Annotated in this window: 19 protein-coding genes; 5 read left to right on the top strand and 14 right to left on the bottom strand. The window is 71.2% G+C overall.

Annotated elements, in window-relative coordinates; translation table 11 throughout:
- Positions 1 to 27 precede the first annotated feature (27 nt).
- Complete coding sequence (locus tag AB0J91_RS26200; RefSeq protein WP_363792208.1) at positions 28 to 720, bottom strand: HAD family phosphatase; 693 nt, start codon at positions 718 to 720, stop codon at positions 28 to 30.
- 122 nt (positions 721 to 842) lie between these two features.
- Between AB0J91_RS26200 and AB0J91_RS26195 the strand changes: the two genes are divergently transcribed.
- Positions 843 to 1631 (top strand): DeoR/GlpR family DNA-binding transcription regulator, encoded by a 789-nt coding sequence (locus AB0J91_RS26195; RefSeq protein WP_363873768.1) that lies wholly within the window; start codon positions 843 to 845, stop codon positions 1629 to 1631.
- 168 nt (positions 1632 to 1799) lie between these two features.
- Positions 1800 to 3143, top strand: coding sequence for an RbtT/DalT/CsbX family MFS transporter (locus AB0J91_RS26190; RefSeq protein ID WP_363792212.1), 1344 nt, complete (start codon positions 1800 to 1802; stop codon positions 3141 to 3143).
- On the opposite strand, the gene AB0J91_RS26185 is transcribed toward AB0J91_RS26190, so the two are convergent.
- Genes AB0J91_RS26185 through AB0J91_RS26175 form a run of 3 tightly spaced genes read right to left on the bottom strand, consistent with a single transcriptional unit; the run spans position 3140 to position 8153 of the window.
- Positions 3140 to 4789 carry a PIG-L family deacetylase gene (locus AB0J91_RS26185; protein ID WP_363873765.1) on the bottom strand — a complete coding sequence of 550 codons (1650 nt, stop codon included), beginning with the start codon at positions 4787 to 4789 and terminating at the stop codon, positions 3140 to 3142. The genes AB0J91_RS26190 and AB0J91_RS26185 overlap by 4 nt on opposite strands.
- Positions 4786 to 7215 carry a GtrA family protein gene (locus AB0J91_RS26180; RefSeq protein ID WP_363873762.1) on the bottom strand — a complete coding sequence of 810 codons (2430 nt, stop codon included), beginning with the start codon at positions 7213 to 7215 and terminating at the stop codon, positions 4786 to 4788. The genes AB0J91_RS26185 and AB0J91_RS26180 overlap by 4 nt, the downstream gene beginning before the upstream one ends.
- Positions 7215 to 8153, bottom strand: coding sequence for a glycosyltransferase family 2 protein (locus AB0J91_RS26175; RefSeq protein ID WP_363873759.1), 939 nt, complete (start codon positions 8151 to 8153; stop codon positions 7215 to 7217). The genes AB0J91_RS26180 and AB0J91_RS26175 overlap by 1 nt, the downstream gene beginning before the upstream one ends.
- A gap of 352 nt (positions 8154 to 8505) precedes the next feature.
- On the opposite strand from AB0J91_RS26175, the gene AB0J91_RS26170 reads away from it, so the two are divergent.
- Positions 8506 to 10584 carry a prolyl oligopeptidase family serine peptidase gene (locus AB0J91_RS26170; RefSeq protein WP_363873756.1) on the top strand — a complete coding sequence of 693 codons (2079 nt, stop codon included), beginning with the start codon at positions 8506 to 8508 and terminating at the stop codon, positions 10582 to 10584.
- Here the strand turns inward: AB0J91_RS26170 and AB0J91_RS26165 are convergent.
- From AB0J91_RS26165 to cmk, 5 genes are all read right to left on the bottom strand, one after another.
- The gene (locus tag AB0J91_RS26165; protein WP_363873753.1) at positions 10581 to 11651 is read right to left on the bottom strand and encodes a histidine kinase; all 1071 of its coding nucleotides are present in this window, start codon (positions 11649 to 11651) and stop codon (positions 10581 to 10583) included. The genes AB0J91_RS26170 and AB0J91_RS26165 overlap by 4 nt on opposite strands.
- A gap of 5 nt (positions 11652 to 11656) precedes the next feature.
- Positions 11657 to 12334 carry a response regulator transcription factor gene (locus tag AB0J91_RS26160; RefSeq protein WP_363873750.1) on the bottom strand — a complete coding sequence of 226 codons (678 nt, stop codon included), beginning with the start codon at positions 12332 to 12334 and terminating at the stop codon, positions 11657 to 11659.
- A gap of 139 nt (positions 12335 to 12473) precedes the next feature.
- Complete coding sequence (gene der / locus AB0J91_RS26155) at positions 12474 to 13889, bottom strand: ribosome biogenesis GTPase Der (RefSeq protein ID WP_363792296.1); 1416 nt, start codon at positions 13887 to 13889, stop codon at positions 12474 to 12476.
- Between the two features lie 11 nt (positions 13890 to 13900).
- Positions 13901 to 14572 carry a lysophospholipid acyltransferase family protein gene (locus tag AB0J91_RS26150; protein ID WP_363873747.1) on the bottom strand — a complete coding sequence of 224 codons (672 nt, stop codon included), beginning with the start codon at positions 14570 to 14572 and terminating at the stop codon, positions 13901 to 13903.
- Positions 14569 to 15282: a (d)CMP kinase gene (gene cmk, locus AB0J91_RS26145; protein WP_363873744.1), complete on the bottom strand. Its 714-nt coding sequence runs from the start codon at positions 15280 to 15282 to the stop codon at positions 14569 to 14571. The genes AB0J91_RS26150 and cmk overlap by 4 nt, the downstream gene beginning before the upstream one ends.
- Before the next feature lie 181 nt (positions 15283 to 15463).
- Here cmk and AB0J91_RS26140 point away from each other — a divergent pair, with 181 nt between their 5' ends.
- Both AB0J91_RS26140 and AB0J91_RS26135 read left to right on the top strand, forming a co-directional pair.
- Positions 15464 to 15946 carry a TrkA C-terminal domain-containing protein gene (locus AB0J91_RS26140; protein ID WP_363873741.1) on the top strand — a complete coding sequence of 161 codons (483 nt, stop codon included), beginning with the start codon at positions 15464 to 15466 and terminating at the stop codon, positions 15944 to 15946.
- Positions 15947 to 16014: 68 nt separating this feature from the next.
- Positions 16015 to 17190, top strand: a complete 1176-nt coding sequence (locus tag AB0J91_RS26135; protein WP_363873738.1) for a cation:proton antiporter — start codon at positions 16015 to 16017, stop codon at positions 17188 to 17190.
- Positions 17191 to 17260: 70 nt separating this feature from the next.
- Here AB0J91_RS26135 and AB0J91_RS26130 read toward each other — a convergent pair whose 3' ends face one another.
- From AB0J91_RS26130 to AB0J91_RS26110, 5 genes are read right to left on the bottom strand one after another with little or no spacing between them, the layout of a single operon-like run.
- Positions 17261 to 18034, bottom strand: coding sequence for a pseudouridine synthase (locus AB0J91_RS26130; protein ID WP_363792233.1), 774 nt, complete (start codon positions 18032 to 18034; stop codon positions 17261 to 17263).
- The gene (scpB, locus tag AB0J91_RS26125; RefSeq protein WP_363873735.1) at positions 18024 to 18713 is read right to left on the bottom strand and encodes an SMC-Scp complex subunit ScpB; all 690 of its coding nucleotides are present in this window, start codon (positions 18711 to 18713) and stop codon (positions 18024 to 18026) included. Before scpB ends, AB0J91_RS26130 begins: the two co-directional genes overlap by 11 nt.
- Positions 18713 to 19618 carry a segregation/condensation protein A gene (locus tag AB0J91_RS26120; protein ID WP_363792237.1) on the bottom strand — a complete coding sequence of 302 codons (906 nt, stop codon included), beginning with the start codon at positions 19616 to 19618 and terminating at the stop codon, positions 18713 to 18715. Before AB0J91_RS26120 ends, scpB begins: the two co-directional genes overlap by 1 nt.
- Positions 19615 to 19974, bottom strand: coding sequence for a hypothetical protein (locus AB0J91_RS26115; RefSeq protein ID WP_363873732.1), 360 nt, complete (start codon positions 19972 to 19974; stop codon positions 19615 to 19617). The genes AB0J91_RS26120 and AB0J91_RS26115 overlap by 4 nt, the downstream gene beginning before the upstream one ends.
- Entirely contained in the window at positions 19971 to 20912 is a 942-nt protein-coding gene (locus AB0J91_RS26110; protein ID WP_363873730.1) for a ParA family protein, read from the bottom strand. Before AB0J91_RS26110 ends, AB0J91_RS26115 begins: the two co-directional genes overlap by 4 nt.
- Between the last annotated feature and the right edge of the window lie 117 nt (positions 20913 to 21029).

Below are 21029 nucleotides of genomic sequence, written 5' to 3'. Positions count from 1 at the left end.
TCGCGAGGTGTGCGAGCTCAGCTCAGTTCAGCGTGCCTGCGGCAGCGATCCGACCAGCTTCAGCCGCACGTCGTCGAGGTCGGTGGCGATGTGGGCGGCTCCGGCGAGCGCGTCCTCGGCAGGCGGGTAGTCACCGTTGGGGATGGCCACCACCGTCATGCCCGCTCGGGCGGCGGCGCGCAACCCGTTGCTGGAATCCTCGACGGCGAGGCAGAGCTGCGGCTCGTGGCCGAGCTTCGCGGCCGCGGCCAGGTACACGTCGGGGCTCGGCTTGCCGCGCGGCACCTCGGCGCTGGACACGGTCGCCGAGAAGTGCGGGGTCAGCCCGTGGCGGTCGAGGACGGCGTCGATGAGCCGTCGCGGCGCCGAGGAGGCCAGCGCGATGGGTGCGCGGGCGGCGACGTCGGTGACCATCTTCTCCGCGCCCGCCAGCAGTTCGATCTCGCCGTCGTCGAGCGCGGTGATCATGTCGTCGACCACGATCCGCTCGGTCTCGGCCGCGGATTCAGCTGCCTCGCTGAACTCGGCGAGGAACGCGGCCCATTCCGGCGCGCTCATGCCCTGGACCTGCCGGGTCTCCTGCCCGGTCCAGGTGCGTCCACGAGCCGCGGCGAAGCGGGTCCACATCCGCTCCCACAGGTGCTCGCTCTCGACCAGGACGCCGTCCATGTCGAACACGACCGCGCTGTGGGCGCTGTTCGGCCGATCCGGCTGGGTCATACGTACCTCCCGCCAATCACTGATGGACCCAAATTAACACTCATGACGTTAACTGTCACTAGCAGTGTGATACTCCGGCAGGTCTGCACCGCTGCAGGCACCCGACGAGGCAAGATGAGCGCATGGCGTCAGCACCGAAGAAGCAGTCCCCCCGCCTCCAGCGGCAGCAGAAGATCGTCGATCACGTGCTCTCGCAGGGGTTCGCCAGCGCCGCGGAGCTGTCCACGCTGACCGGGGTCAGCCTGATGACCGTGCACCGCGACCTCGACGACCTGGCGACGCGGGGCCTGCTGCGCAAGTACCACGGAGGGGTCTCGGCCCAGCCGTCCACGGTGTTCGAGTCCAGTTCGGACTTCCGGCTGCACACCCACACCGCCGAGAAGGAGGCGCTGGCCGCAGACGCCCTGCGGTTCATCACGCCCGGCATGTCGGTGATGCTCGACGACTCCACCACCGCGCTCGCGCTGGCCAGGCTGCTGCCGGAGGTCGGTCCGCTGACCGTGGTCAGCAACTACCGGCAGGTCCAGGAGGCGCTGCGCGACGTGCCCGACATCCGGCTCATCGGCCTCGGCGGCGAGTACTCCCGCACGCACGACTCCTACCTGGGCCTGCCGTGCCAGGAGATGATCTCGACGTTCTCGGTGGACATCGTGTTCCTGTCCACCTCCGCCATGAACGCGCGCCTGACCTACCACCAGGAGCAGGAGATCGTGCTGGTCAAGCGCGCGATGATGGGCAGCGCCACGACCAAGGTCCTGATGATGGACGCCAGCAAGGTCGCCCGCTCGGCGCTGCACCAGCTCGCCCCGGTCAGCGCCTTCGACCACGTCCTGCTCGCCGGGAAGCTCGACGACGCCCTCGTCGAGGAGATGCGGGAGCAGACCGACGTCCGCCTGTCCCCGGTGAGCTGAGCACACCCCGTCGGGCAAGCGGCGCACGGAGTCCGCACCGCCGAGAAAAAAGACCACTGATGTGGTTTTAACATCTTGTGCGTTAACTTCAACAGGGTGCATGATGGCCGACATTCGTTGGCTAGGTGCGGCGACGCACCGACACATCCGACCTTGTTGGAGACAGTGATGTCCCAAACGTCCGCAACCGGGTACCCGGGCTTCCTCGACCGCATTGGGATTCCGCGGCAGCTCTTCTGGGGCTTCGTCGCCGTGCTGATCTTCATGATCGGCGACGGCGTGGAGACCACGTTCCTGTCCGACTACCTGCAGCGACCCGAGGGCGGTGCGCTGCCCGGTGCGGTGGCCTCCTTCGCCACGGTCACCCTCTACGGCGTCGCGGCCATGATCGCGGCGTGGTTCTCCGGAACGCTTTCGGCGATCTGGGGACCGCGCCGGGTGATGTGGCTCGGCGGTGCGTGGTGGGTCGGCTTCGAGTGCCTGTTCCTGTTCGTGGCGCTGCCCTCGCACAACGGGGCGTTCATCGTCGCGACCTACGGCATCCGCGGCCTGGCGTATCCGCTGTTCGCGTTCTCGTTCCTGGCGTGGGCCCAGGTCGCGAGCCCGACGAAGATGCGCGGCTCGGTGGCCGGCTGGTTCTGGTTCGCCTTCACCGGCGGCCTGCCGACGCTGGGTGCCGCGCTGGCGGCGCTGTCGATCGGCGTGTTCGGCCTGAGCGACTACCAGACCCTGGTGCTGTCGCTGGTCGTGGTGACCGTCGGCGTGCTGCTCGGGTCCTTCGCCGTGCGCGAGGAGCACGGACTCAAGCCGATCGCCGATGAGACGGTGGAGAACCCGCGCAGCCTCAAGCGGCTCGCCGAGGGCGTCGACATCCTGTGGCGGGACCGCCGGGTGCTCGCCGGCGGCCTGATCCGCATCGTCAACACCGCGCCGCAGTACGGGTTCTTCGCCATGTTCCCGTTCACCTTCGGGCCTGCGGCACCGGACGGCGGGTTCCTGACCGCGGCGCAGGTGGCATCGCTGGCGTCGATCGCCTACGGCGCCAACATCGCGGCGAACCTGTTCTTCGGCGTGTTCGGCGACCGATTCGGCTGGCGCCGCACGGTGACCTGGTTCGGCTGCCTGGGTTGCGCGATCGCGACTCCGCTCTGGTACTTCAGCTCGGTGGCCTCGCAGAGCTTCGCCGTGGCGGCCGTGCTCGGCGTGGTCTACGGCCTGCTGCTGGCCGGTTTCGTGCCGCTGTCCGCGCTGATGCCCTCGATGGTCGCCACCAAGGACAAGGGTTCGGCGCTGGCGGTGCTGAACTTCGGTGCCGGTGGCGCGGCCTTCGTCGGCCCCGTCGTCGTGACGGTGCTGTACCCGCTGGTCGGGGGCGGTGGCGCGACGATCGTGTTCTGCCTGATGTACCTGGCGGTGGGTGTGCTGTCGCTGCGCATGAAGGACGACAGCGACCCCGGCGAGCACCGCGCGCCGCGCGCCGGGGCACCGGAGGCCGCTGGGGCTTCGGCCTAGGGAACGGAGAAGGTCCTGATCAGGCCGTCGCCCGTGAGGGCGGCGGCCTGATCTCCGTTCGGGGACAACGCGGGTTGCGCTTCGACGGGGCCGAGGGTCGTCGTGCCGTCCGGCCGGAAGATCTGCAGGAGTCCGTCGGCGTTGCGGGCGGCGAGCACCGGGCCCGGGGCGATCGCCGGATCGGAGATCGCCTCGGCGTCGATGGTCCGCACTCGCCCCCAGCCCGCGTTCTCGGCCAGCACCACCAGATCACCTCGGGAGTCGCGGTAGGCCGCGTATCCGCTGGTCGTGGCGATGGCACCGACCGGGTGCTCGGAGGAAGCGACGGGCAGTCCGCATCCGGGCCCGGTCAGCCGCCAGTGCCGCATCCCGTTCCGGGACGCGGCCATCACGTGGATCTCGCCGCTCCCCGATGCCAGCACCGAGACCTCGTCACCCACGTCGGAACCACCGAGCCGGCACCACGTCCCGGCGTCGCGGACGCTCACCCCGCCGCCGGAGTCGCGGACCGCGACCACCACGCGTCCCCGCACCGACACCGCCGACGGCGGCCCGAGGTCCACGCCCGGTTCCCGCGGCGGTGGCACGCCGAGAGAACGCCACGGCCGGTCCCCTTCCTTGAGCCACACCGCTCCGGAATCCCGGTCCTGCACCACCACCGTCGCAGGACCGACGAAGGAGGCGGATCCCTCGCGCGGGGCGAAACCAGGTGTGTCCACTACGGACTCCCCGATCACCAGATCACGCCCGCGCACGTGCGCGTGGCGACCGCTTGTCAGCCACCGCGTTCCCCACGGCCTGCGCAGGCGCATCGCGGCGAGCCAGGCGTCGTAGGGCTCACCGAGCCCGACCAGCGGATCGTGCTCGGCGTAGCGGGCGAAAACCGCGCGCTTTCCGGCCACCACGCGTTCCGGCAGGTTCGGCGGCGCGTCGGCGACGTTGTAGTCGCGGTAGTGCAGCAGCGGCAGATCGGTGCCGATCAGCGCGGTTTCGGTGAACCGAGCGGTGGCGAGGTGGTCGGGGTGGTCGTGGGCACTCCCCCACTGCTGCTGGTGGCGCGGGTCCGGTCGCGGGTCCTGCGTGCGGACGAGCGTCGGCGCGAACTCCGCCCGGAGGCCGATCAGCGAATCGATCACCGAACTGCGGTCGTGGCTGGTCACGGGCACGACCGACCCCGCAGCGGCTACGGTGTCCACGCGGTGCGCCGGATTCCGCCAGAGCTCGCTCAGCGCGTGCCGAGCGCGCGGGTCGTTGTCATCGGGCAGACCGAGGAACACCAGCCCCACCGAGGGCCGCCGGCGAAGCCGGTGCAGTTCCGCCGAGCGGCCTCCGTGGAGTTCCAGCGCCGAGCGCGTCCAGTCGTCGGCGACCCCGGCCATCGCCGCGAACGCGGCGCGAGCACCGGCCTGGCGGCTCGCCGCGTAGTCCGCGGGCGGTTGCACGTCGCTCTCGCCCGCGGTGAGGAACACCGTCGTGACCCGGGCGCCCGAGCGGATCGCCAGGGGCACGTCCGGGCTCATGAACAGCATGTCGTCGTCGGGGTGCGCCACGACCTGGAGGTGCGAGGGCCTCGGTGAACCCGCCGCCGCGATCCCCGACGTGGCCAGCAGCAACGCGACCGCGAGCAGCAGCACGGCAGTCCTCATCGCGCCCACCGCCACGACATCCACAGCGCACCCAGCGCCCCGGTGACCACCAGCAGCAGCCCCTCCCGGACACCCGGTGGTGACCACGACAACGTCAGCGTCCCTCCGGAGATCTCGCGCGGAACCCGCACGTTCAGCAGCCCAGCTCCGGTCGCGGAGATCGGCACCGGACGTCCGTCCACAGTGGCCCGGTAGCCGGGCCAGGACAGTCGCGCGAACACGAGGTCCCCGCTCCCGGTGAACCTGACGGTCTCGGTGCGCGCGCCGCGCTGCACGTCCCCCAGCACTTCGACCCCGCGGGCCACGCTCAACCGCCCCTGCGGCCACGGGACCGGAGCGATGCGGGTGAGCACGACGACCTCGTCGTCGCGGTGCGCGACGCGCCAGCCCGGAGGCGGTTGGGTGACCTCGCGCAGCCGTCGCTGCACCACGACGTGGGTCGCCTTGAGCTGGTCGGCGAGCCGATCGGGACCCCACAGGCGGTCGTACGCGCGCGGACAGGTTCCGCCGAAGTAGTTGAGGCACAACGACGTGTGCAGGGCGTCGTGGCCCATCCCGGTGTAGGACACCAGACTCGCGACCCCGGCGGCGGCCGGCATGTTGCCCAGCAGCAGATGCGACCACGCGCTGCGGTCGGCGATCCGCTCCGGCGGGATCCGCTCGCGCGCCGCCACCTGCACCACCGTGCCGTCGCGCAGCGGCGCGTGGGCGCGGCGCAGGGCGTCGACGTCGGTCGGGAAGTTGTAGTCGGCGACATCGCGGTTGATCGGGAACCACAGCAGCTGGAGACCCAGCACCAACGCCGTTCCCAGGTGCAGCACCGGGAACAGCCTGCCGCGCAGGGCCCACGCCAGCAGCCCGGCGACCAGCACCAGTCCGACCAGGTGCTTCGGCGCCTGCGCGGGCCAGGCCGCGAAGGCCAAGTAGCCGCCCGCCAGCATCAGCAGCGCCGAGGCCACCGCACGCGTCGGGGCGCGGTCCCGGCGCAGACCGCTGGACAACGCCACCGCCAGCAGCACCGCCACCGCCAGGTGCAGGACCGCGATGTGCCGCAGCGGCCAGCGGAACATCCACACGTTGGACGGGCCCAGGCACAGCAGCGCGAAGCAGCCCGCGACGAGGACCGCCGCGGTGCACCGCCGCCACGGCATCTCGCGCCACTTCAGCCAGGGCAGCAGCGGGACCGCGAACCACGAGAGGAAGGTGGCGGGAACCGTCATCCGGTAGTCGCCGAAGGAGATGATCTGCGGCAGGAAACCGGGCGTGCTCGCGTTGAGCAGATCGCCGATGCCCGGTACCAGCAGACCCGAGTTGAACAGCTCGCGACCCGACCGCCAGCCCACCCCGGCGGTCGCCAGCACCGGCCAGAACACCAGCGGCAGGCACGCGGCCACCGCGACACCGATCGCGACCAACCGGCGCGGCCCGGATTCGACCGCCAGCGCGGCGAAGACCAAGCACAACGCGAGCAGGCCGTACGGATCACCGGCCGAGACGCACAGGTAGCACAGCACGAACGGCAGCACCGCCGGTGCTTCTCCGGAGAGGTACCGGCGCAGCGCCCACCACGCCCACGGCAAAAACGCCAAGCCCATCAGCCCGCCGGCCCAGCTCGCGGCCTGGAAGTGCAGCACGAAACCCGACACCGGCAGCGCCACCGACATCGCCGACGCCGCAGCGGGTTTCGCCCCGTAGCCCCGGCACAGCAGGTGCGTGCCGACCGCCAGCAGCACCAGGAACTGGATCTTCACCACCGCCGCCGCGATCGCCAGGTCGCCGATCAGCGCGACCACGGCGAAGTCCAGCAGGTGCAGCGGGTTCCAGATCCCGAACAGCGACTCGGCGGCCAGGTTCCCACCCATCCACGAATCCGGCTCCAGCCCGAACGCCCACTCGCCCGCCAGCAGTCGCTCGCCGAGGCGGTGCCACATCGGCAGGAACTGGGCCGCGCTGTCGTCGGCGAAGTAGAACGAGGGGTTGACCAGCAGCGGCAGCGTCCCGAGCCCGGCCACCGCCAGCCCGACACCGGCGGCACCTCGCCACTCACCGCGGTCCGGGCGGGTCAGCGCCGCGCGGCTCGCCAGGAACGTCACCGGCACCAACGCGAACCCCACCAGCGGCGCGAGCCTCGGATCGACCCCGAACACCGCCACCGCGAGCGCCACCGCCGAGGTGCTCACGCCCAGCAGCACGAGGCTCGCCAGCGGGAACAGCAGCAAGGAGCGCCCGCTCGGTCGCACCCGAAAGGTGAACCGGCAGTTCAGCGCGTAGGAACACACCATCGCCGCGCCGGTCGCGAGCGCGTGCGCCACCAGGTACGGCAGCACCAACCACAGCGCCAGGTACACGGCGCAGTGCACGCCGGTGTTCACCCCACCGACCATGGCGAACCGGCCGAACTGCGAGGACTCGATCAGCCGCCGCATCACGACACCAGTCCCGCGGTGCACACCCGGTGCTCGCCGGGCAGCGGGTCCGGTACCGGGCCGGTCTCCTTGACCAGGTAGTGCGGCCGTCGCCGGGACTCGGCGTAACCGCGACCGACGTACTCCCCGAGCACCCCGAGCACGAGGAGATGAACACCGCCCAACCCGAGAAGCAGTGCGGCCCAGCGCTTCTCGCCATCGGCGAGCGCTGCGAGCAGACCCCCGAGTCCGGCGACGAGCAGGCCGAGGTAGATCGCCGGGCGGAGCGGCTTGTCGTTGAACGCGGTCAGCCCGTCGATGCCGTGATCGACCAGGTCGGACAGCCGCCACCGCGACTCACCGGTCTCGCGCGGCACGTTGCGGTAGGTGACCCATCCGGTGTCGAAACCGATCCAGGCGAACAGCCCCTTGGAGAAGCGGTGGTGCTCGGGCAAGGACAGCAGGGCGTCGACCGCGCGTCGCGACAGCACCCGGTAGTCCCCGGCACCGTCCTGCAGCCGCACGTCCAGCCACCGGCTCGCCAGCCGGTAGTAGGCGCGCGAGGCCGCGGTCCGCCAGGCCCGTTCTCCGGATCGGCTGCGCCGCGCGACGACCTGGTCGTACCCGGTGTCGAGCAGCACCAGCATCCGGGGAAGCAGACGCGGCGGGTGCTGCAGATCGGCGTCGAGCAGCGCCACCCGGTTGCCGCAGGCGTGCCGGAGCCCGCAGAGCATCGCAGGTTCCTTGCCGAAGTTGCGGCTCAGCGACACGTAGCGGAACCGCGGGTCGTGCTCGCTGAGGCGCCGGGCCTCGGACAACGTGCGGTCGGTGCTGCCGTCGTCGACCAGGATCACCTCGTAATCCCGGACGTGTCCGGACAGCGCCTCGACCAGCGCGTCGCGCAGCCGTTGCAGTCCGTGCTCCTCGTTGAAGCACGGCACGACGATCGACAGGTGCATGGTGCAGTTCTCATCCGTCTCGGGGCCGGCGGCCCGCGCACCCCGGAAACCCCGGAAACCGCTGCGGGCCTTGCTGGATCGCCCCGAACCATGCCCGCCGCCCCCGCCTGAACCCCCTCCCAACACACCGACGAATCCCCCACCCCAGCGTCAGATCCTCACCGGGGAACCGGATTTCAATGGAAATCCGTCCGCCTGGATCCGGCGGCGGGAGAGGGCGGACGCCGTCGCACCGGGATCCGGTCGCCGGGAGGTGGAGCGCGCGCCACCGGATGTTCGGTGGACGCACCGACGGGGTTGACCGGCGGACCTGGTGCGGCATCGGGGTGTGCGTGATGGCAGGCTGGTTCGCATGTCGTCCGCATCGTTTCCTCGCCGAAGCGCGCGCACGCAGGGGTTCAGCCTCGGTGCGCCACGCAACTTCACCGTCGTCGGCGACGGCGCGCGCGTCCTGTTCCTGCGCTCCACCAGCGGCACGGACCGCACCACGGCGCTGTGGGCGCTGGACACCGCCACCGGAACCGAGCGGTTGCTGCTGGACCCGGCGAAGCTGCAGGCCGAGGACCAGGTGACCGCCGAAGAGCAGGCCCGGCGGGAACGCGCGCGGGAACGGGCGACCGGCATCACCGGCTACAGCACCGACCGCGACGGCGAGCAGGTCGTGTTCACCCTGTCCGGGCGCCTGTTCATCGCCGACGTCTCCACAGGTGACGCCCGCGAGCTCCCGGTCCAGCAGCCGGTCGCGGACCCGCGCCCCTCCCCCGACGGACGCCACATCGCCTACCTCTCCGCTGGTCAGCTCCGCGTGATCGCCGCCGACGGCTCCGGCGACCGCGCCCTGGCCGAACCGGACGGCGACAACGTCACCTGGGGAGCCGCCGAGTTCATCGCGGCCGAGGAGATGGACCGCCACCGCGGCTACTGGTGGGCGCCCAGCGGCGAGGAACTGCTGGTCGCGCGCGTCGACGAAACCCCGGTCCGGCACTGGTACCTGGGCGATCCCGCCCACCCCGACCGCGTCCCCGTCGCCACCCGCTACCCGGCCGCGGGCACCGCCAACGCCGAGGTCACGCTCGCCGCGATCGGGCTGGACGGCCGGCGCGTCGCCGTCGAGTGGGACCGGAGCACCTACCCGTACCTGGTCACGGCGCACTGGTCGCGGCACGGCCGCCCGCTGATCGCGGTGCAGACCCGAGACCAGCGAACCCAGCTGCTGCTGGCCGTCGACACCGAGGCCGGCACCACCACCGAGATCCACCGGGACACCGACCCGCAGTGGATCGACATCAAGCCGGGCGGGCCGTCGTGGACGCCGGGCGGTGAGCTCGTGCGCATCGACGCCGCGGAGGGCGCCTACCGCCTGGTCGTCGGCGACCGGCCGTGGACCGCGCCTCCGCTGCAGGTGCGCGGCATCGTCGACATCGGCACCGAGGACGTGCTGGTCTCCGGCTCCGAGGACGATCCGGCCGAGGTGCACCTCTACCGCGTCACCGCAACCGGCCACGAGCGACTGACCAGCGGCTTCGGCGTGCATACCGGTACTCGCGGCGGCGACGTCCTGGTCGTGGCCACCAGCGATCTGGACCGGCCGCGGACCGGCGTGGTCGTGCGGCGCGGCGCGCGGACGATCGCCGAGATCGACAACCACGCCGAGGCCCACGGACTGGACCTCAACGTCCGGCTGCTGCGGCTCGGCGAGCGCGAGCTGCGCAGCGCCCTGCTGCTGCCCAGCGGATACACCGCGGCGGACGGGCCGCTGCCGGTGCTGCTGGACCCCTACGGCGGCCCGCACGCCCAGCGGGTGCTGGCTCGCCAGCAGGGCTACCTGACCTCCCAGTGGTTCGCCGACCAGGGCTTCGCGGTGCTGATCACCGACGGTCGCGGGATGGCCGGTCGCGGTCCTGACTGGGACCGGGCAATCGCCGGTGACCTGGCCGGTCCGCCGCTGCAGGACCAGGTCGACGCGCTGCACGCCGCCGCTGCCGAGCACCCCGAGCTCGACCTCGACCGGGTGGCGATCCGCGGCTGGTCGTTCGGCGGCTACCTCGCCGGACTGGCCGTGCTGCGCCGCCCGGACGTCTTCCACGCCGCGATCGTCGGAGCGGGCGTCGTGGACTGGCGGCTCTACGACACCCACTACACCGAGCGCTACCTGGGCGATCCGAACACCGCGCCCGAGGTCTACGAGGCCAACTCGCTGCTGCGCGACGCGGCGAAGCTGGAACGCCCGATGCTGATCGTGCACGGCACGGTGGACGACAACGTGGTCCTGGCGCACGGCTTGCGCCTGTCAGCGGCGCTGACCGCAGCCGCGCGCCCGCACTCGGTGCTCCCGCTCGCCGGCGTGAGCCACATGCCCACCGACGAGACGACCAGCGAGAACCTCCTGCTCATGCAGGTCGACTTCTTGCGCGCGTCGTTGGCGCGCTAGGACTCCTGCGGGAGCAGCGCGACGAGCCGGAAACCGCCGTCCTCGGACGGGCCCGCGTCCAGCTCGCCGCCGGCCATGCGGATCCGCTCGGACAGGCCCTCCAGCCCGGCACCGCCGGTGAGCTCGGTGATCGGCTCGCCGTCCGGGGCGTCGTTGGTGACCACGATGCGCAGCGCGTCGGCCCGGTTGCTCAGGTCCACCCGGACTCCGGCGCCGGGCGCGTGCTTGGAGGCGTTGGTCAGCGCTTCCTGCACGACCCGGTAGGCGGCCCGCTCCACAGCACCGGGCACCTCGTGGTGCTCCAGCTCGCCGGTCAGCTCGACGTCCACACCGGACGCCCGCGCCTGGCGCACGAGGTCGGTGATCGTCCTGGCGTCGGCCTCGGCTGTGGTCGAGCTGAGTCCGAGGGTCGTGCGCATCTCGTCCAGCGCCTGCTTGGCCAACCCGCGCACCCGCCTGGCGGCCTCGCGCACGGCCGGCTCGCCGCTGCTCGCACCGAGCGCGGCGGACTCGACCGCGATCAGCGTGACGTGGTGACCGACGGCGTCGTGGATCTCCCGGGCGATGCGGGCGCGCTCCTCCGACTTGGCCATCTCGGCCTTGGCCTGCGCGACCACCTCACCGGCGTCGGCGAGCCGCTGCAGGCTCTCGGCCAGCTGCTCGCGCAACGCCACCAGCAGTCCCAGCACAGCGGGCGCTCCCGCCGACAGCACCACGAACGCCAGGGTCAGCAAGATCGAACCGGGTGTCAGCGATTGCGTGATCAGCACGGGCGTGACGGCGACCACGCAGGTCAGCAGAACCCACCCGGCCAGTTCGAGCGGCTTGGTGCGCACCCGTCCTAGGCGGAACATCGCCACCAGGATCGCCGCCCAGCCCAGGCCACCGGCCATCGCGGGCATGCACAGCAGCACGGTCAGCCGGGGCCACCGGTGCCGCAACGGCAGCAGCAGCCCCGCGGCCAACCCGGACAGGACCTCGTAGCCCATCGGGTCCGGGGCGGCGATGACGGCGGCGACGGGCAGACCGACCGCCAGGACCTCCAGGCCCCAGAACCGCCAGTTCACGCCGTTCACCGCTCACCGCCGACCCCGGCGACCCGCTGCGCGATCAGAGCGGCCTGCACCCGGTTCTGCGCGCCGAGCTTGGACAGGACGGTGGAGACGTAGCTCTTCACGGTCGCCTCGGTCAGTCCCAGCCGGGAGCCGATGTCGGCGTTGGAACGGCCGTCGGCGAGCAGTTGCAGCACCTGCCGCTCCCGCGCGGACAACGCCTTGACCAGGTCGAGCTCACGGGCGTTGTCGCTGGTGGCGCGCAGCCGGGGCAGCAGTCGCGCGGTGATCCGCGGATCCAGCACCGCACCGCCCGCGGCCAGGTCCTGCACCGCGCGCACCAGCACCTCCGGCTCGGCGTCCTTGAGCAGGAACCCCTGAGCGCCGAAGCGCAGCGCGTCGGCGACGTAGTCGTCGAGGTCGAACGTGGTCAGCACGGCGGACGCGGGTGGCTCGGGCAACCGCACCACCTCGCGCAGCGCGGTGAGCCCGTCCTTGCCCGGCATCTGGACGTCGATCAGGGCGACGTGCGGCCGGTGCGCGCGCACCTCGGAGAGCAGTCCGTGACCGTCACCGGCCTCGGACACCACCTCGATGGTGCCGCTGCTCTCCAGCATGACCTTGAGCCCGCGTCGCAGCATCGGCTCGTCGTCGGCCAGCACGACCCGGATCGGCCCGCCGCCGTCGGTTGCCGCCACCTCTCGGTTCACCTCCGCCGTTCCCGAGGGTCGCCAGCAGACTAACGGCAGCGGATGTCCTCAGCGCACGCACCACCCGAACACGCGGCCCTCGCCGCCTGCTCGACCTGCTACCGCACCGCTGAGAGAGGCGAGTTGCTCAGCCGCGCTTGCCCTTGGCCTTGCGCTCGCGCACCCGCACCGAGATCCGCACCGGGCTGCCGACGAACCCGAAGGTCTCGCGGAACTTGCGCTCCAGGAACCGCCGGTAGCCGGCCTCCAGGAAGCCGGTGGTGAACAGCACGATCGTCGGCGGCCGGGTCTGCGCCTGGGTGGCGAAGAGGATCTTCGGCTGACGACCGCTGCGCGCCGGCGGCGGGTTGGCCGCGACGAGCTCGTTGAGCCAGCCGTTGAGGCGACCGGTGGAGACCCGGGTGTCCCAGGAGTCCAGCGCGGTGCGCAGCTGCGGAGCCAGCTTGGCCACCGAGCGGCCGGTCAGCGCCGAGACGTTGACCCGCTCCGCCCAGCGCACCCGCACCAGCTCGCGGTCGATCTCCTTCTCCAGCTGATTGCGGCGGTCGTCGTCGACCTTGTCCCACTTGTTGTAGGCCAGCACCAGCGCGCGCCCCGCCTCGACCACCATCGTGATCACCCGCAGGTCCTGCTCGCTGATCGGCTCCGAACCGTCGACCAGCACGATCGCGACCTCGGCGGCCTCGATGGCGGCCTTGGTGCGCAGCGACGCGTAGTACTCGGTGCCGCTGGCGGTCTTGACCCGCTTGCGCAGGCCGGCGGTGTCGACGAAGCGCCACACCTGGCCGTCGAGCTCGACCAGCGAGTCGACCGGGTCCACGGTGGTGCCGGCGACGTCGTGCACCACCGAGCGGTCCTCGCCGGTGAGCTTGTTGAGCAGGCTGGACTTGCCGACGTTGGGCTTGCCGACCAGCGCGACGCGGCGGGGTCCGCCGGTGGCGCCGAAGACCTCGCGCGGGGTTTCCGGCAGCGCCTCCAGCACCCTGTCCAGCAGGTCGCCCGAGCCTCGCCCGTGCAGACCGCTGACCGGCATCGGCTCGCCCAAGCCCAGCGACCACAGCGAGTGCACGTCGGCCACGCCTCGCTCGTCGTCGACCTTGTTGGCCACCACGATCACCGGCCGCTTCGAGCGGCGCAGCACGCGGGCCACGGCTTCCTCGGTGGCGGTGGCGCCGACCTTGGCGTCGACGACCAGCACGATCGCGTCGGCGGTGTGCATGGCCAGCTCGGCCTGGGCCGCCACCGCGCTCTGCAGGCCCTTGGCATCGGGCTCCCAACCACCGGTGTCGACCACGGTGAAGCGGCGACCGCTCCACAGCGCGTCGTAGGCGACGCGGTCCCGGGTCACGCCCGGGGTGTCCTGCACGACGGCCTCACGACGCCCCAGCAGGCGGTTGACCAGGGTGGACTTGCCCACGTTGGGGCGCCCGACCACGGCCAGGACCGGCTGCGGCTTCGGCGGCGCCTCGTCGCCCTGCGCGGCGGCCTCGTCGAACTCCGCCCATTCGGACTCGTCGGACCACGTGCCGTCCAGGTCCTCCAGCGACTCGTCGGTCACGCTCGTTTACCTCTCACATCGTCATTGGTCCGGTCGGCGACCTGCCGATCCAACTCGGCGATCAGCGCGACCAGTTCGTTGCGGACGGTCTCGGTGGCCGCCACCAGCCCGGCGCGGCCCTTGCCGCCCGCCGGGGAAATCGGCTCCCCGAACAACACGTCGATCCTGGGCAACAGCCTACGGCCCGAGCCTTCGGGACGTCGGGTGCCCCGGCACGCCACCGGCAGGATCTGCGCCCCCGAAGCGCGCGCGAGCCACGCCGCCCCGTGCTGGGCGTTGTCGATCTCCCCGGAACCGCGCGTGCCCTCGGGGAACACCCCGACCACACCGCCGCCCTTGAGCACGCGGACCGCGGTCAGCAGCGGAGTTCGATCGGGTTCACCGCGCCGGACGCCGATCTGCCCGATGCGGGTCAGGAACCAGCCCAGCGCACCGCTGAACATCTCCTGCTTGATCAGGAACACCATCGGGCGCGGAACCATTCCCAGCAGCAGCGGACCGTCCAGCAGCGAGCTGTGGTTGGCCACCAGGACCACCGGACCGCTGCGCGGGATCCGCTCGCGACCGCGCACCTTCACGCGGAACGGCAGCCGCAGCGGCCAGCGCGAGATCCACCGGGCCACGCGGTGCAGGCCGGCCGAGGTGCCCTCGGGAAGCTCCGCGCTCATGCCGCACCTCCCAGCAGCCCGCGCGACTCCACGAGCTTGGTGAGCTGTTCGAGCACCCCCGCGATGTCGAGGTCGGTGGTGTCGACCTCGACGGCGTCCTCGGCCTGGCGCAGCGGCGCCACCTTGCGGCCGGAGTCCAGCGCGTCGCGGCGCTGCACATCGGCGTGGGTGCTGCGCAGGTCGCTCTCGCGGCCGTCGGAGGCGTCCTGCGCGGTCCGGCGCGCGGCGCGCGCGTCCGGGGAGGCCGTCAGGTACACCTTCAGACCTGCGTCCGGCACGACGACCGTGCCGATGTCGCGGCCTTCGACGACCATGCCGCCCGGATCGTCGATCGCGACGCCGATCAGCTCGCGCTGCATCGCCACCAGCAGCTCGCGGACCTCGGGCACCGCGGAGACCGCCGAGACGGCGGCGGTGACCTCGGGACCGCGGATCTCCGGTTCCACGTCCGCGCCGTCGAGCCGCACGGCAGGCGCGAGCGGGTCGGTTCCCATGCCCAGCTCTGCGGCGCGGGCCACCCGGGTCACCGCTGCGGCGTCGGTGGGGTCGATCCCCGCGCGCAGCACCGCGAGCGTCACGGCCCGGTACATGGCACCGGTGTCGAGGTAGGTCGCGCCGAGAGCCGCCGCCAACTTCTTCGACACCGTGGACTTGCCGGTACCCGACGGTCCGTCGAGAGCCACTACTCCACGAAGCCTGGCCTGCGCCACGTCGCCGTTCCTCCCCGTTCGCAGAATCCTTCCCGGCGGATCGCCGGAACCAACCAACCATTCTGCCTGGCCGCCACCGGTGAATCCCAATCGCGTCCGGTTCGGGATCGGAACCGGACCGAGACCGGGACTCCTCCGGGCGGATCAAGGAATAGACGTGAAGCCCTTTAGGGTTCCACGAGTGGACGTAACTGTGACTCCGCTGCCGGGGCTCGGCACGCGCCAGGACTTCACCACTGGATCTGGTCACCGCGTCGGGGTGATCACCTATCGGGACGGGCGTTTCGAGCTGATCGTCTCCGACCACGAGGACCCGGACAAGGTCGCCGCCTCGGTCGAGCTGTCCAGTACCGAGACCAGCACGCTGGCCGGTCTGCTGGGGGCGCCTCAGCTGGTGTCGAAGCTCTCCGAGCAGCAGCGGGAGGTCGCCGGGGTGACCACCTGGCAGCTGCCGGTCCCCGCCGGTTCGCCCTACGCCGGCCGCGAGCTGGGCGACACCGAGATGCGCACCCGCACCTCGGTGTCGATCGTCGCGGTGGTGCGGGAGAGCGTCGTCCACCCGTCGCCGCGGCCGGACTTCGTCTTCGCCGCCGGTGACCTGGTGGTCGTGGTGGGCACGGCCGAAGGGCTGCGGGCGGCCGGGGAGATCCTCACCCAGGGCTGAGCCGGCGGAGGTCGACGCCGACCGACCGTCACAACTCCATACGCAGGGAACACGCGAGAGGAAACACGGTGCACGACACGGCGATCTCCCTTATCGAGCTGGGAGCGGTGTTCTTCGGTCTCGGCATCCTCGGGAGACTCGCGTGGAAGATCGGCATATCACCGATCCCGCTGTACCTGCTCGGTGGAGTCGCGTTCGGCACCGGTGGGTTGATCCCGCTGCACGGCATCCAGCCATTCACCCACATCGCCTCCGAGATCGGCGTGGTGCTCCTGCTGCTCTTACTGGGGCTGGAGTACTCCGCGGGCGAACTGGTCACCGGACTGCGCCGCTCCTGGGTGGCCGGGCTGATCGACATCGTGCTCAACGCCGCTCCCGGAGCGCTCGTGGCGCTCATGCTGGGCTGGGGCCCGATCGCAGCGCTGGCGATGGCCGGCGTCACCTACATCTCCTCGTCGGGCATCGTGGCCAAGGTCCTCGGCGACCTGGGCAGGCTCGGTAACCGCGAGACGCCGGTGATCCTGTCGATCCTGGTCTTCGAAGACCTCGCGATGGCCGTCTACCTGCCGATCCTCACCGCGCTGCTGGCCGGGGTGAGCTTCGTCGGCGGTCTGACCGCGGTCGGCATCTCGCTGCTGGTGATCACCGTGGTGCTGCTGATCGCGCTGCGCTTCGGCAAGTACGTCTCGGCGATCGTGGACAGCCCCGACCCCGAAGTGTTCCTGCTGCGGCTGCTGGGTGCCGCGCTGCTGGTGGCCGGGCTGGCCTCCGAGCTGCAGGTCTCGGCCGCGGTCGGCTCGTTCCTGCTCGGCATCGCGATCTCCGGGTCCACGGCGCAGAACGCGACCCGCATGCTCGAGCCGCTGCGCGACCTGTTCGCCGCGGTGTTCTTCGTCGTCTTCGGCCTCAACACCGATCCCGTCCAGATCCCGCCGGTGCTGCCGATCGCGCTGGGCCTGGCCGTGCTGACCTGCGCCACGAAGGTCCTCACCGGGTGGATCGCGGCCCGCATGCAGGGCGTGGCCCGGATGGGCCGGCTGCGCGCGGGCGCGGCCCTGGTGGCGCGCGGCGAGTTCTCCATCGTCATCGCGGGCCTGGCGGTGTCCTCCGGCGCGGTCGACGGCGAACTCGCGGCCCTGGCCACCGCCTACGTCCTGCTCATGGCCATCATCGGCCCGGTCGCGGCCCGCGTCGTCGAGCCACTCGCCCGCGCGGTCCTGATGCGCAAGCCCCAAACCGCGTGAGCGGTTCACCCCCTGGAAGAAGAATCCGCGGCCGGGATTTCCCGGCCGCGGATTCTTCTTCAGCGGAAGCTCACATGTCGACGATCTTGTAGAGGGACGCGACCTCCTGGCCGTTGAGGGGGCGGATCGCGCCCTGGCGCTCGGTGGTGAGCTGCACGTCGCCGATGCGGGTGCGCACCAGTCGCTGCACCGGGTGTCCGACGTGCTTGAGCAGCCGGCGCACGATGCGCTTGCGGCCCTCGTGGAGCACGATCTCCACCAGCGCGCGGTTCTGGTTCTGGTCGACCAGCTTGAAGCGGTCCACCTTGACCGGGCCGTCCTCCAGCTCCACGCCCTCGCGCAGCCGCTGCCCGAGGTCCTTCGGGATCGGTCCCAGCACCTCGGCCATGTAGGTCTTGCGCACCTTGTACGACGGGTGCATCAGCCGGTTGGCGAGCTCACCGTCGTTGGTGATCAGCAGCAGACCCTCGGTGTCCTGGTCCAGGCGCCCCACGTGGAACAGCTTGCCCTGGCGCTCCCGCAGGTAGTCACCGATGCACGGACGTCCCTTGTCGTCGGACATGGTGCACAGGATCCCGGCGGGCTTGTTCAGCAGCAGGTGCGTCAGGTTGCTGTTGGTCATCACCCGGCTGCCGTCGACGTGGATCACCGCGGTCTCCGGGTCGACGCGACGGCCCAGCTCCATGACGACCTCGCCGTTGACCTCGATGCGGCCCTCGACGATCATCTCCTCGGCCGCCCGCCGAGACGCGACACCGGCCTGCGACAGCACCTTCTGCAGGCGCACCCCCTCTTCGTTGGGGTCCTTCGCGGCACTGGAGGGGGAACGGCGTTCAGACGTCATCGATCGAATCCACTTCGGGCAACAGGGGTGCGAGCGGCGGCAGGTCCTTGAGCGACGACAGCCCCAGCCGTTCCAGGAACAGCTCGGTCGTGCAGTACAGGATGCCGCCCGTCTCCGGGTCGGTGCCGGCCTCGCTAATCAGGCCGCGCCCCACAAGGGTACGGATGACGCCGTCCACGTTCACACCCCGTACCGCCGCGACGCGGGAGCGCGTCACCGGCTGCCGGTAGGCGATCACCGCGAGGGTCTCCAGCGCAGCGCGGGTCAGCTTGGTCCGCTGCCCGTCGAGCAGGTAGCGCTCGACGTAGGGCGCGTACTTCTCGCGCGAGTAGAAGCGCCAGCCGTCACCGACGTAGCGCAGCTCGATGCCGCGCTCGCTCTCCGCGTAGCCCTCGGAAAGCCTCCGCAGCGCGGATCGGACCCGGGCGACCGGCTGCTCCAGCGTCTCCGCGAGCAGCTCGTCCCCCGCCGGCACGTCCACGACCAGCAGCAACGCCTCCAGCGCGGCATCCAGCTCGGAATCGGCGGTGAGGTCGGGAGCCCCGGTGGTCTCCACCGCCTCATCGGCAGCCGCCTCCGGTGCGGGTTCGGCGGGAGCTTCGCCGCCCACCTCGGCACCCTCCGGACCCGTCACCTCGTCCGGCTGCGCGTCGACTTCGGGTTCCGCTTCGGCGGCCATCAGCCGTACTCCTCTTCTTCCCGGTTGGCTCGCTGCGCCTCGGCCTCGGCCTGCGCCTGGGCGATGCTGCCGCCGACCCAGCTCACCTGCAGCTCGCCGAGCGGGCTGTCCTGCTCGAACTGCACGACCTTCTCCCGGTACAGCTCCAGCAGGGCCAGGAACCTGGCCACCACCTCGACGGTGTGCCCGCAGTCCGACACCAGGTCGGTGAAGGTCAACGTGCCCTTCTCCGCCAGCCGCACCCGCAGCAGGGCGGCGTGCTCGCGCACCGACACCCCGTGCTGGTGGATGTGGTCCAGCGACACCGTGGGCGGCGGTTTCGGCCGGAACACCGACGCGGCGATCTCGGCGAACCGCTGCGGGTCGACGCCGATCACCACCTCCGGCAGCAGGTTCTCGTAGCGCTCCTCCACCGACACCGAGCGCGGGTAGCGGCGCAGCGCACCGGCTTCCAGCTCGGCGAACAGCGCGGCCACCTGCTTGTAGGCGCGGTACTGCAGCAACCGCGCGAACAGCAGGTCGCGGGCTTCCAGCAGCGCGAGGTCGGCCTCGTCCTCGACGTCGGCGGCGGGCAGCAGCCGGGCGGCCTTGAGGTCCAGCAGGGTCGCGGCGACCACCAGGAACTCGGTGGTCTCGTCCAGGTCCCAGTGCTCACCGAGCGTGCGGGTGTAGGCGATGAACTCGTCGGTGACCTTGTGCAGCGCCACCTCGGTGACGTCGAGCTCGTGCGCGGAGATCAGTTGGAGCAGCAGGTCGAAGGGACCCTCGAAGTTCTCCAGCCGCACGGTGAACTTCCCGTCACCGGGCTGCGCTTCGGCCTCAGCTAACGAGGAATCCTGTTGTGCTGCATCGACCCCGGCGTCGGACGGTGCGAGTTCGGCGCCGGGTTGCGGGGCATCGGTCACTCGCCGGACTCCCGCAGGTGCCGCACCAGCACCGAGTCCGCACCGTGCTCGGTGAAGTCGGCCAGCAGCACCGCGATCGCCTCGCGCACGACGCGACCGCGGTCCACGGCGATGCCGTGGTCCGCCCGCAACGCGAGCCGAGCCTGCTCCAAACCCAGCAACTCCTCGTCGGACACGTACACGGTGATCTTCGAATCGTGCTTGCGCCGACCGGAACCCGCCGACCTCGCTCGCCCCTGCTCCTTGACCGGGGCGGGCGGCGTCGGGTCCTCCTGCGGCGCGGAGGCCTGATCCGTCCGAGGCACAGTAGTACGGAACAGTTCAGCGGCCCCGGGCAGGGCGACCCGACGCGTCATCGAGCGATCACCTCGCGGGCCAGCGCCCGGTACGCCTGGGCTCCCGCGGAACGCGGCGCCCACCTGGTGATCGGCTCACCGGCGACCGTGGTCTCCGGGAACCGCACCGTCCGGTTGATCACCGAGTCGTAGACGACGTCGCCGAACGCTTCCACCACGCGCTGCATGACCTCGCGGGAGTGCAACGTGCGCGGGTCGAACATCGTCGCCAGGATGCCGCTGATCTCCAGCTTCGGGTTCAGCCGCTCGCGCACCTTCTCGATGGTGTCGATCAGCAGCGCCACCCCGCGCAGGCTGAAGAACTCGCACTCGAGCGGGATGATGACGCCGTCGGCGGCCGCCAGCGCGTTCACCGTGAGCAGGCCGAGCGAGGGCTGGCAGTCCACCAGGATGTAGTCGTACTCCTCGATCGACTGCCGCAGCACGCGGTGCAGGGTCTGCTCGCGGCCGACCTCGGTGACCAGCTGCACCTCGGCGGCGGAGAGGTCGATGTTGCTGGGCAGCAGGTCCATGCCCTCGACGGTGGTGCGGCGCACCACGTCCTCGACGGCGACCCCGCGCTCCATGATGACGTTGTAGATCGTCTGGTCGAGCTGGTGCGGCTGAACGCCGAGGCCGACCGAAAGCGCGCCCTGCGGGTCGAAATCCACCAGCAGCACCCGGCGCCCGTGTTCAGCGAGCGCGGCACCGAGGTTGATCGTCGAAGTGGTCTTGCCGACGCCGCCCTTCTGGTTGCACATCGCCAGCACCGAAGCGGGACCGTGCTCGTCCAGCAGCGGAGGTTCGGGGATGTACCGGAGCGGCCGACCGGTGGGACCGAGACCGCGGGCGTCCTGGTTCTGATCGGCGTTGGCCGCAGGACCCGTGGTCTCGGGGGCGATGCTCAGGTCGACCGCGCCCCGAGGCCGCCGGGCGGCGGAAGGATGCGGCAACGACATGGCGATCTGACTCCTTCGGTACCGGTGGCGATCGATCGCAGCCTAAGTCGCTCAAACGACCTGCGGCAACGTGCCTCGCCGTCGTGTCGGTAATTGGGTCGGCGGAAGTTCGTGATG

The organism is Saccharopolyspora sp. NPDC049357 (genome assembly GCF_040677225.1).
Taxonomy (GTDB): Bacteria; Actinomycetota; Actinomycetes; order Mycobacteriales; family Pseudonocardiaceae; genus Saccharopolyspora.
The sequence above is the reverse complement of the archived record's forward strand: the minus strand, read 5'-3'. Positions and strand labels throughout refer to the sequence as shown.

Excerpts from the sequence above, each read along its gene's own strand:
- AB0J91_RS26180 (WP_363873762.1), bottom strand. The coding sequence starts at position 7,215 with ATGCGGCGGCTGATCGAGTCCTCGCAGTTCGGCCGGTTCGCCATGGTC.
- AB0J91_RS26190 (WP_363792212.1), top strand. The coding sequence starts at position 1,800 with ATGTCCCAAACGTCCGCAACCGGGTACCCGGGCTTCCTCGACCGCATT.
- AB0J91_RS26195 (WP_363873768.1), top strand. The coding sequence starts at position 843 with ATGGCGTCAGCACCGAAGAAGCAGTCCCCCCGCCTCCAGCGGCAGCAG.
- AB0J91_RS26170 (WP_363873756.1), top strand. The coding sequence starts at position 8,506 with ATGTCGTCCGCATCGTTTCCTCGCCGAAGCGCGCGCACGCAGGGGTTC.
- AB0J91_RS26185 (WP_363873765.1), bottom strand. The coding sequence starts at position 4,789 with ATGAGGACTGCCGTGCTGCTGCTCGCGGTCGCGTTGCTGCTGGCCACG.
- AB0J91_RS26200 (WP_363792208.1), bottom strand. The coding sequence starts at position 720 with ATGACCCAGCCGGATCGGCCGAACAGCGCCCACAGCGCGGTCGTGTTC.
- AB0J91_RS26150 (WP_363873747.1), bottom strand. The coding sequence starts at position 14,572 with ATGAGCGCGGAGCTTCCCGAGGGCACCTCGGCCGGCCTGCACCGCGTG.
- AB0J91_RS26175 (WP_363873759.1), bottom strand. The coding sequence starts at position 8,153 with ATGCACCTGTCGATCGTCGTGCCGTGCTTCAACGAGGAGCACGGACTG.
- AB0J91_RS26110 (WP_363873730.1), bottom strand. The coding sequence starts at position 20,912 with ATGTCGTTGCCGCATCCTTCCGCCGCCCGGCGGCCTCGGGGCGCGGTC.
- AB0J91_RS26130 (WP_363792233.1), bottom strand. The coding sequence starts at position 18,034 with ATGACGTCTGAACGCCGTTCCCCCTCCAGTGCCGCGAAGGACCCCAAC.
- scpB (WP_363873735.1), bottom strand. The coding sequence starts at position 18,713 with ATGGCCGCCGAAGCGGAACCCGAAGTCGACGCGCAGCCGGACGAGGTG.
- AB0J91_RS26115 (WP_363873732.1), bottom strand. The coding sequence starts at position 19,974 with ATGACGCGTCGGGTCGCCCTGCCCGGGGCCGCTGAACTGTTCCGTACT.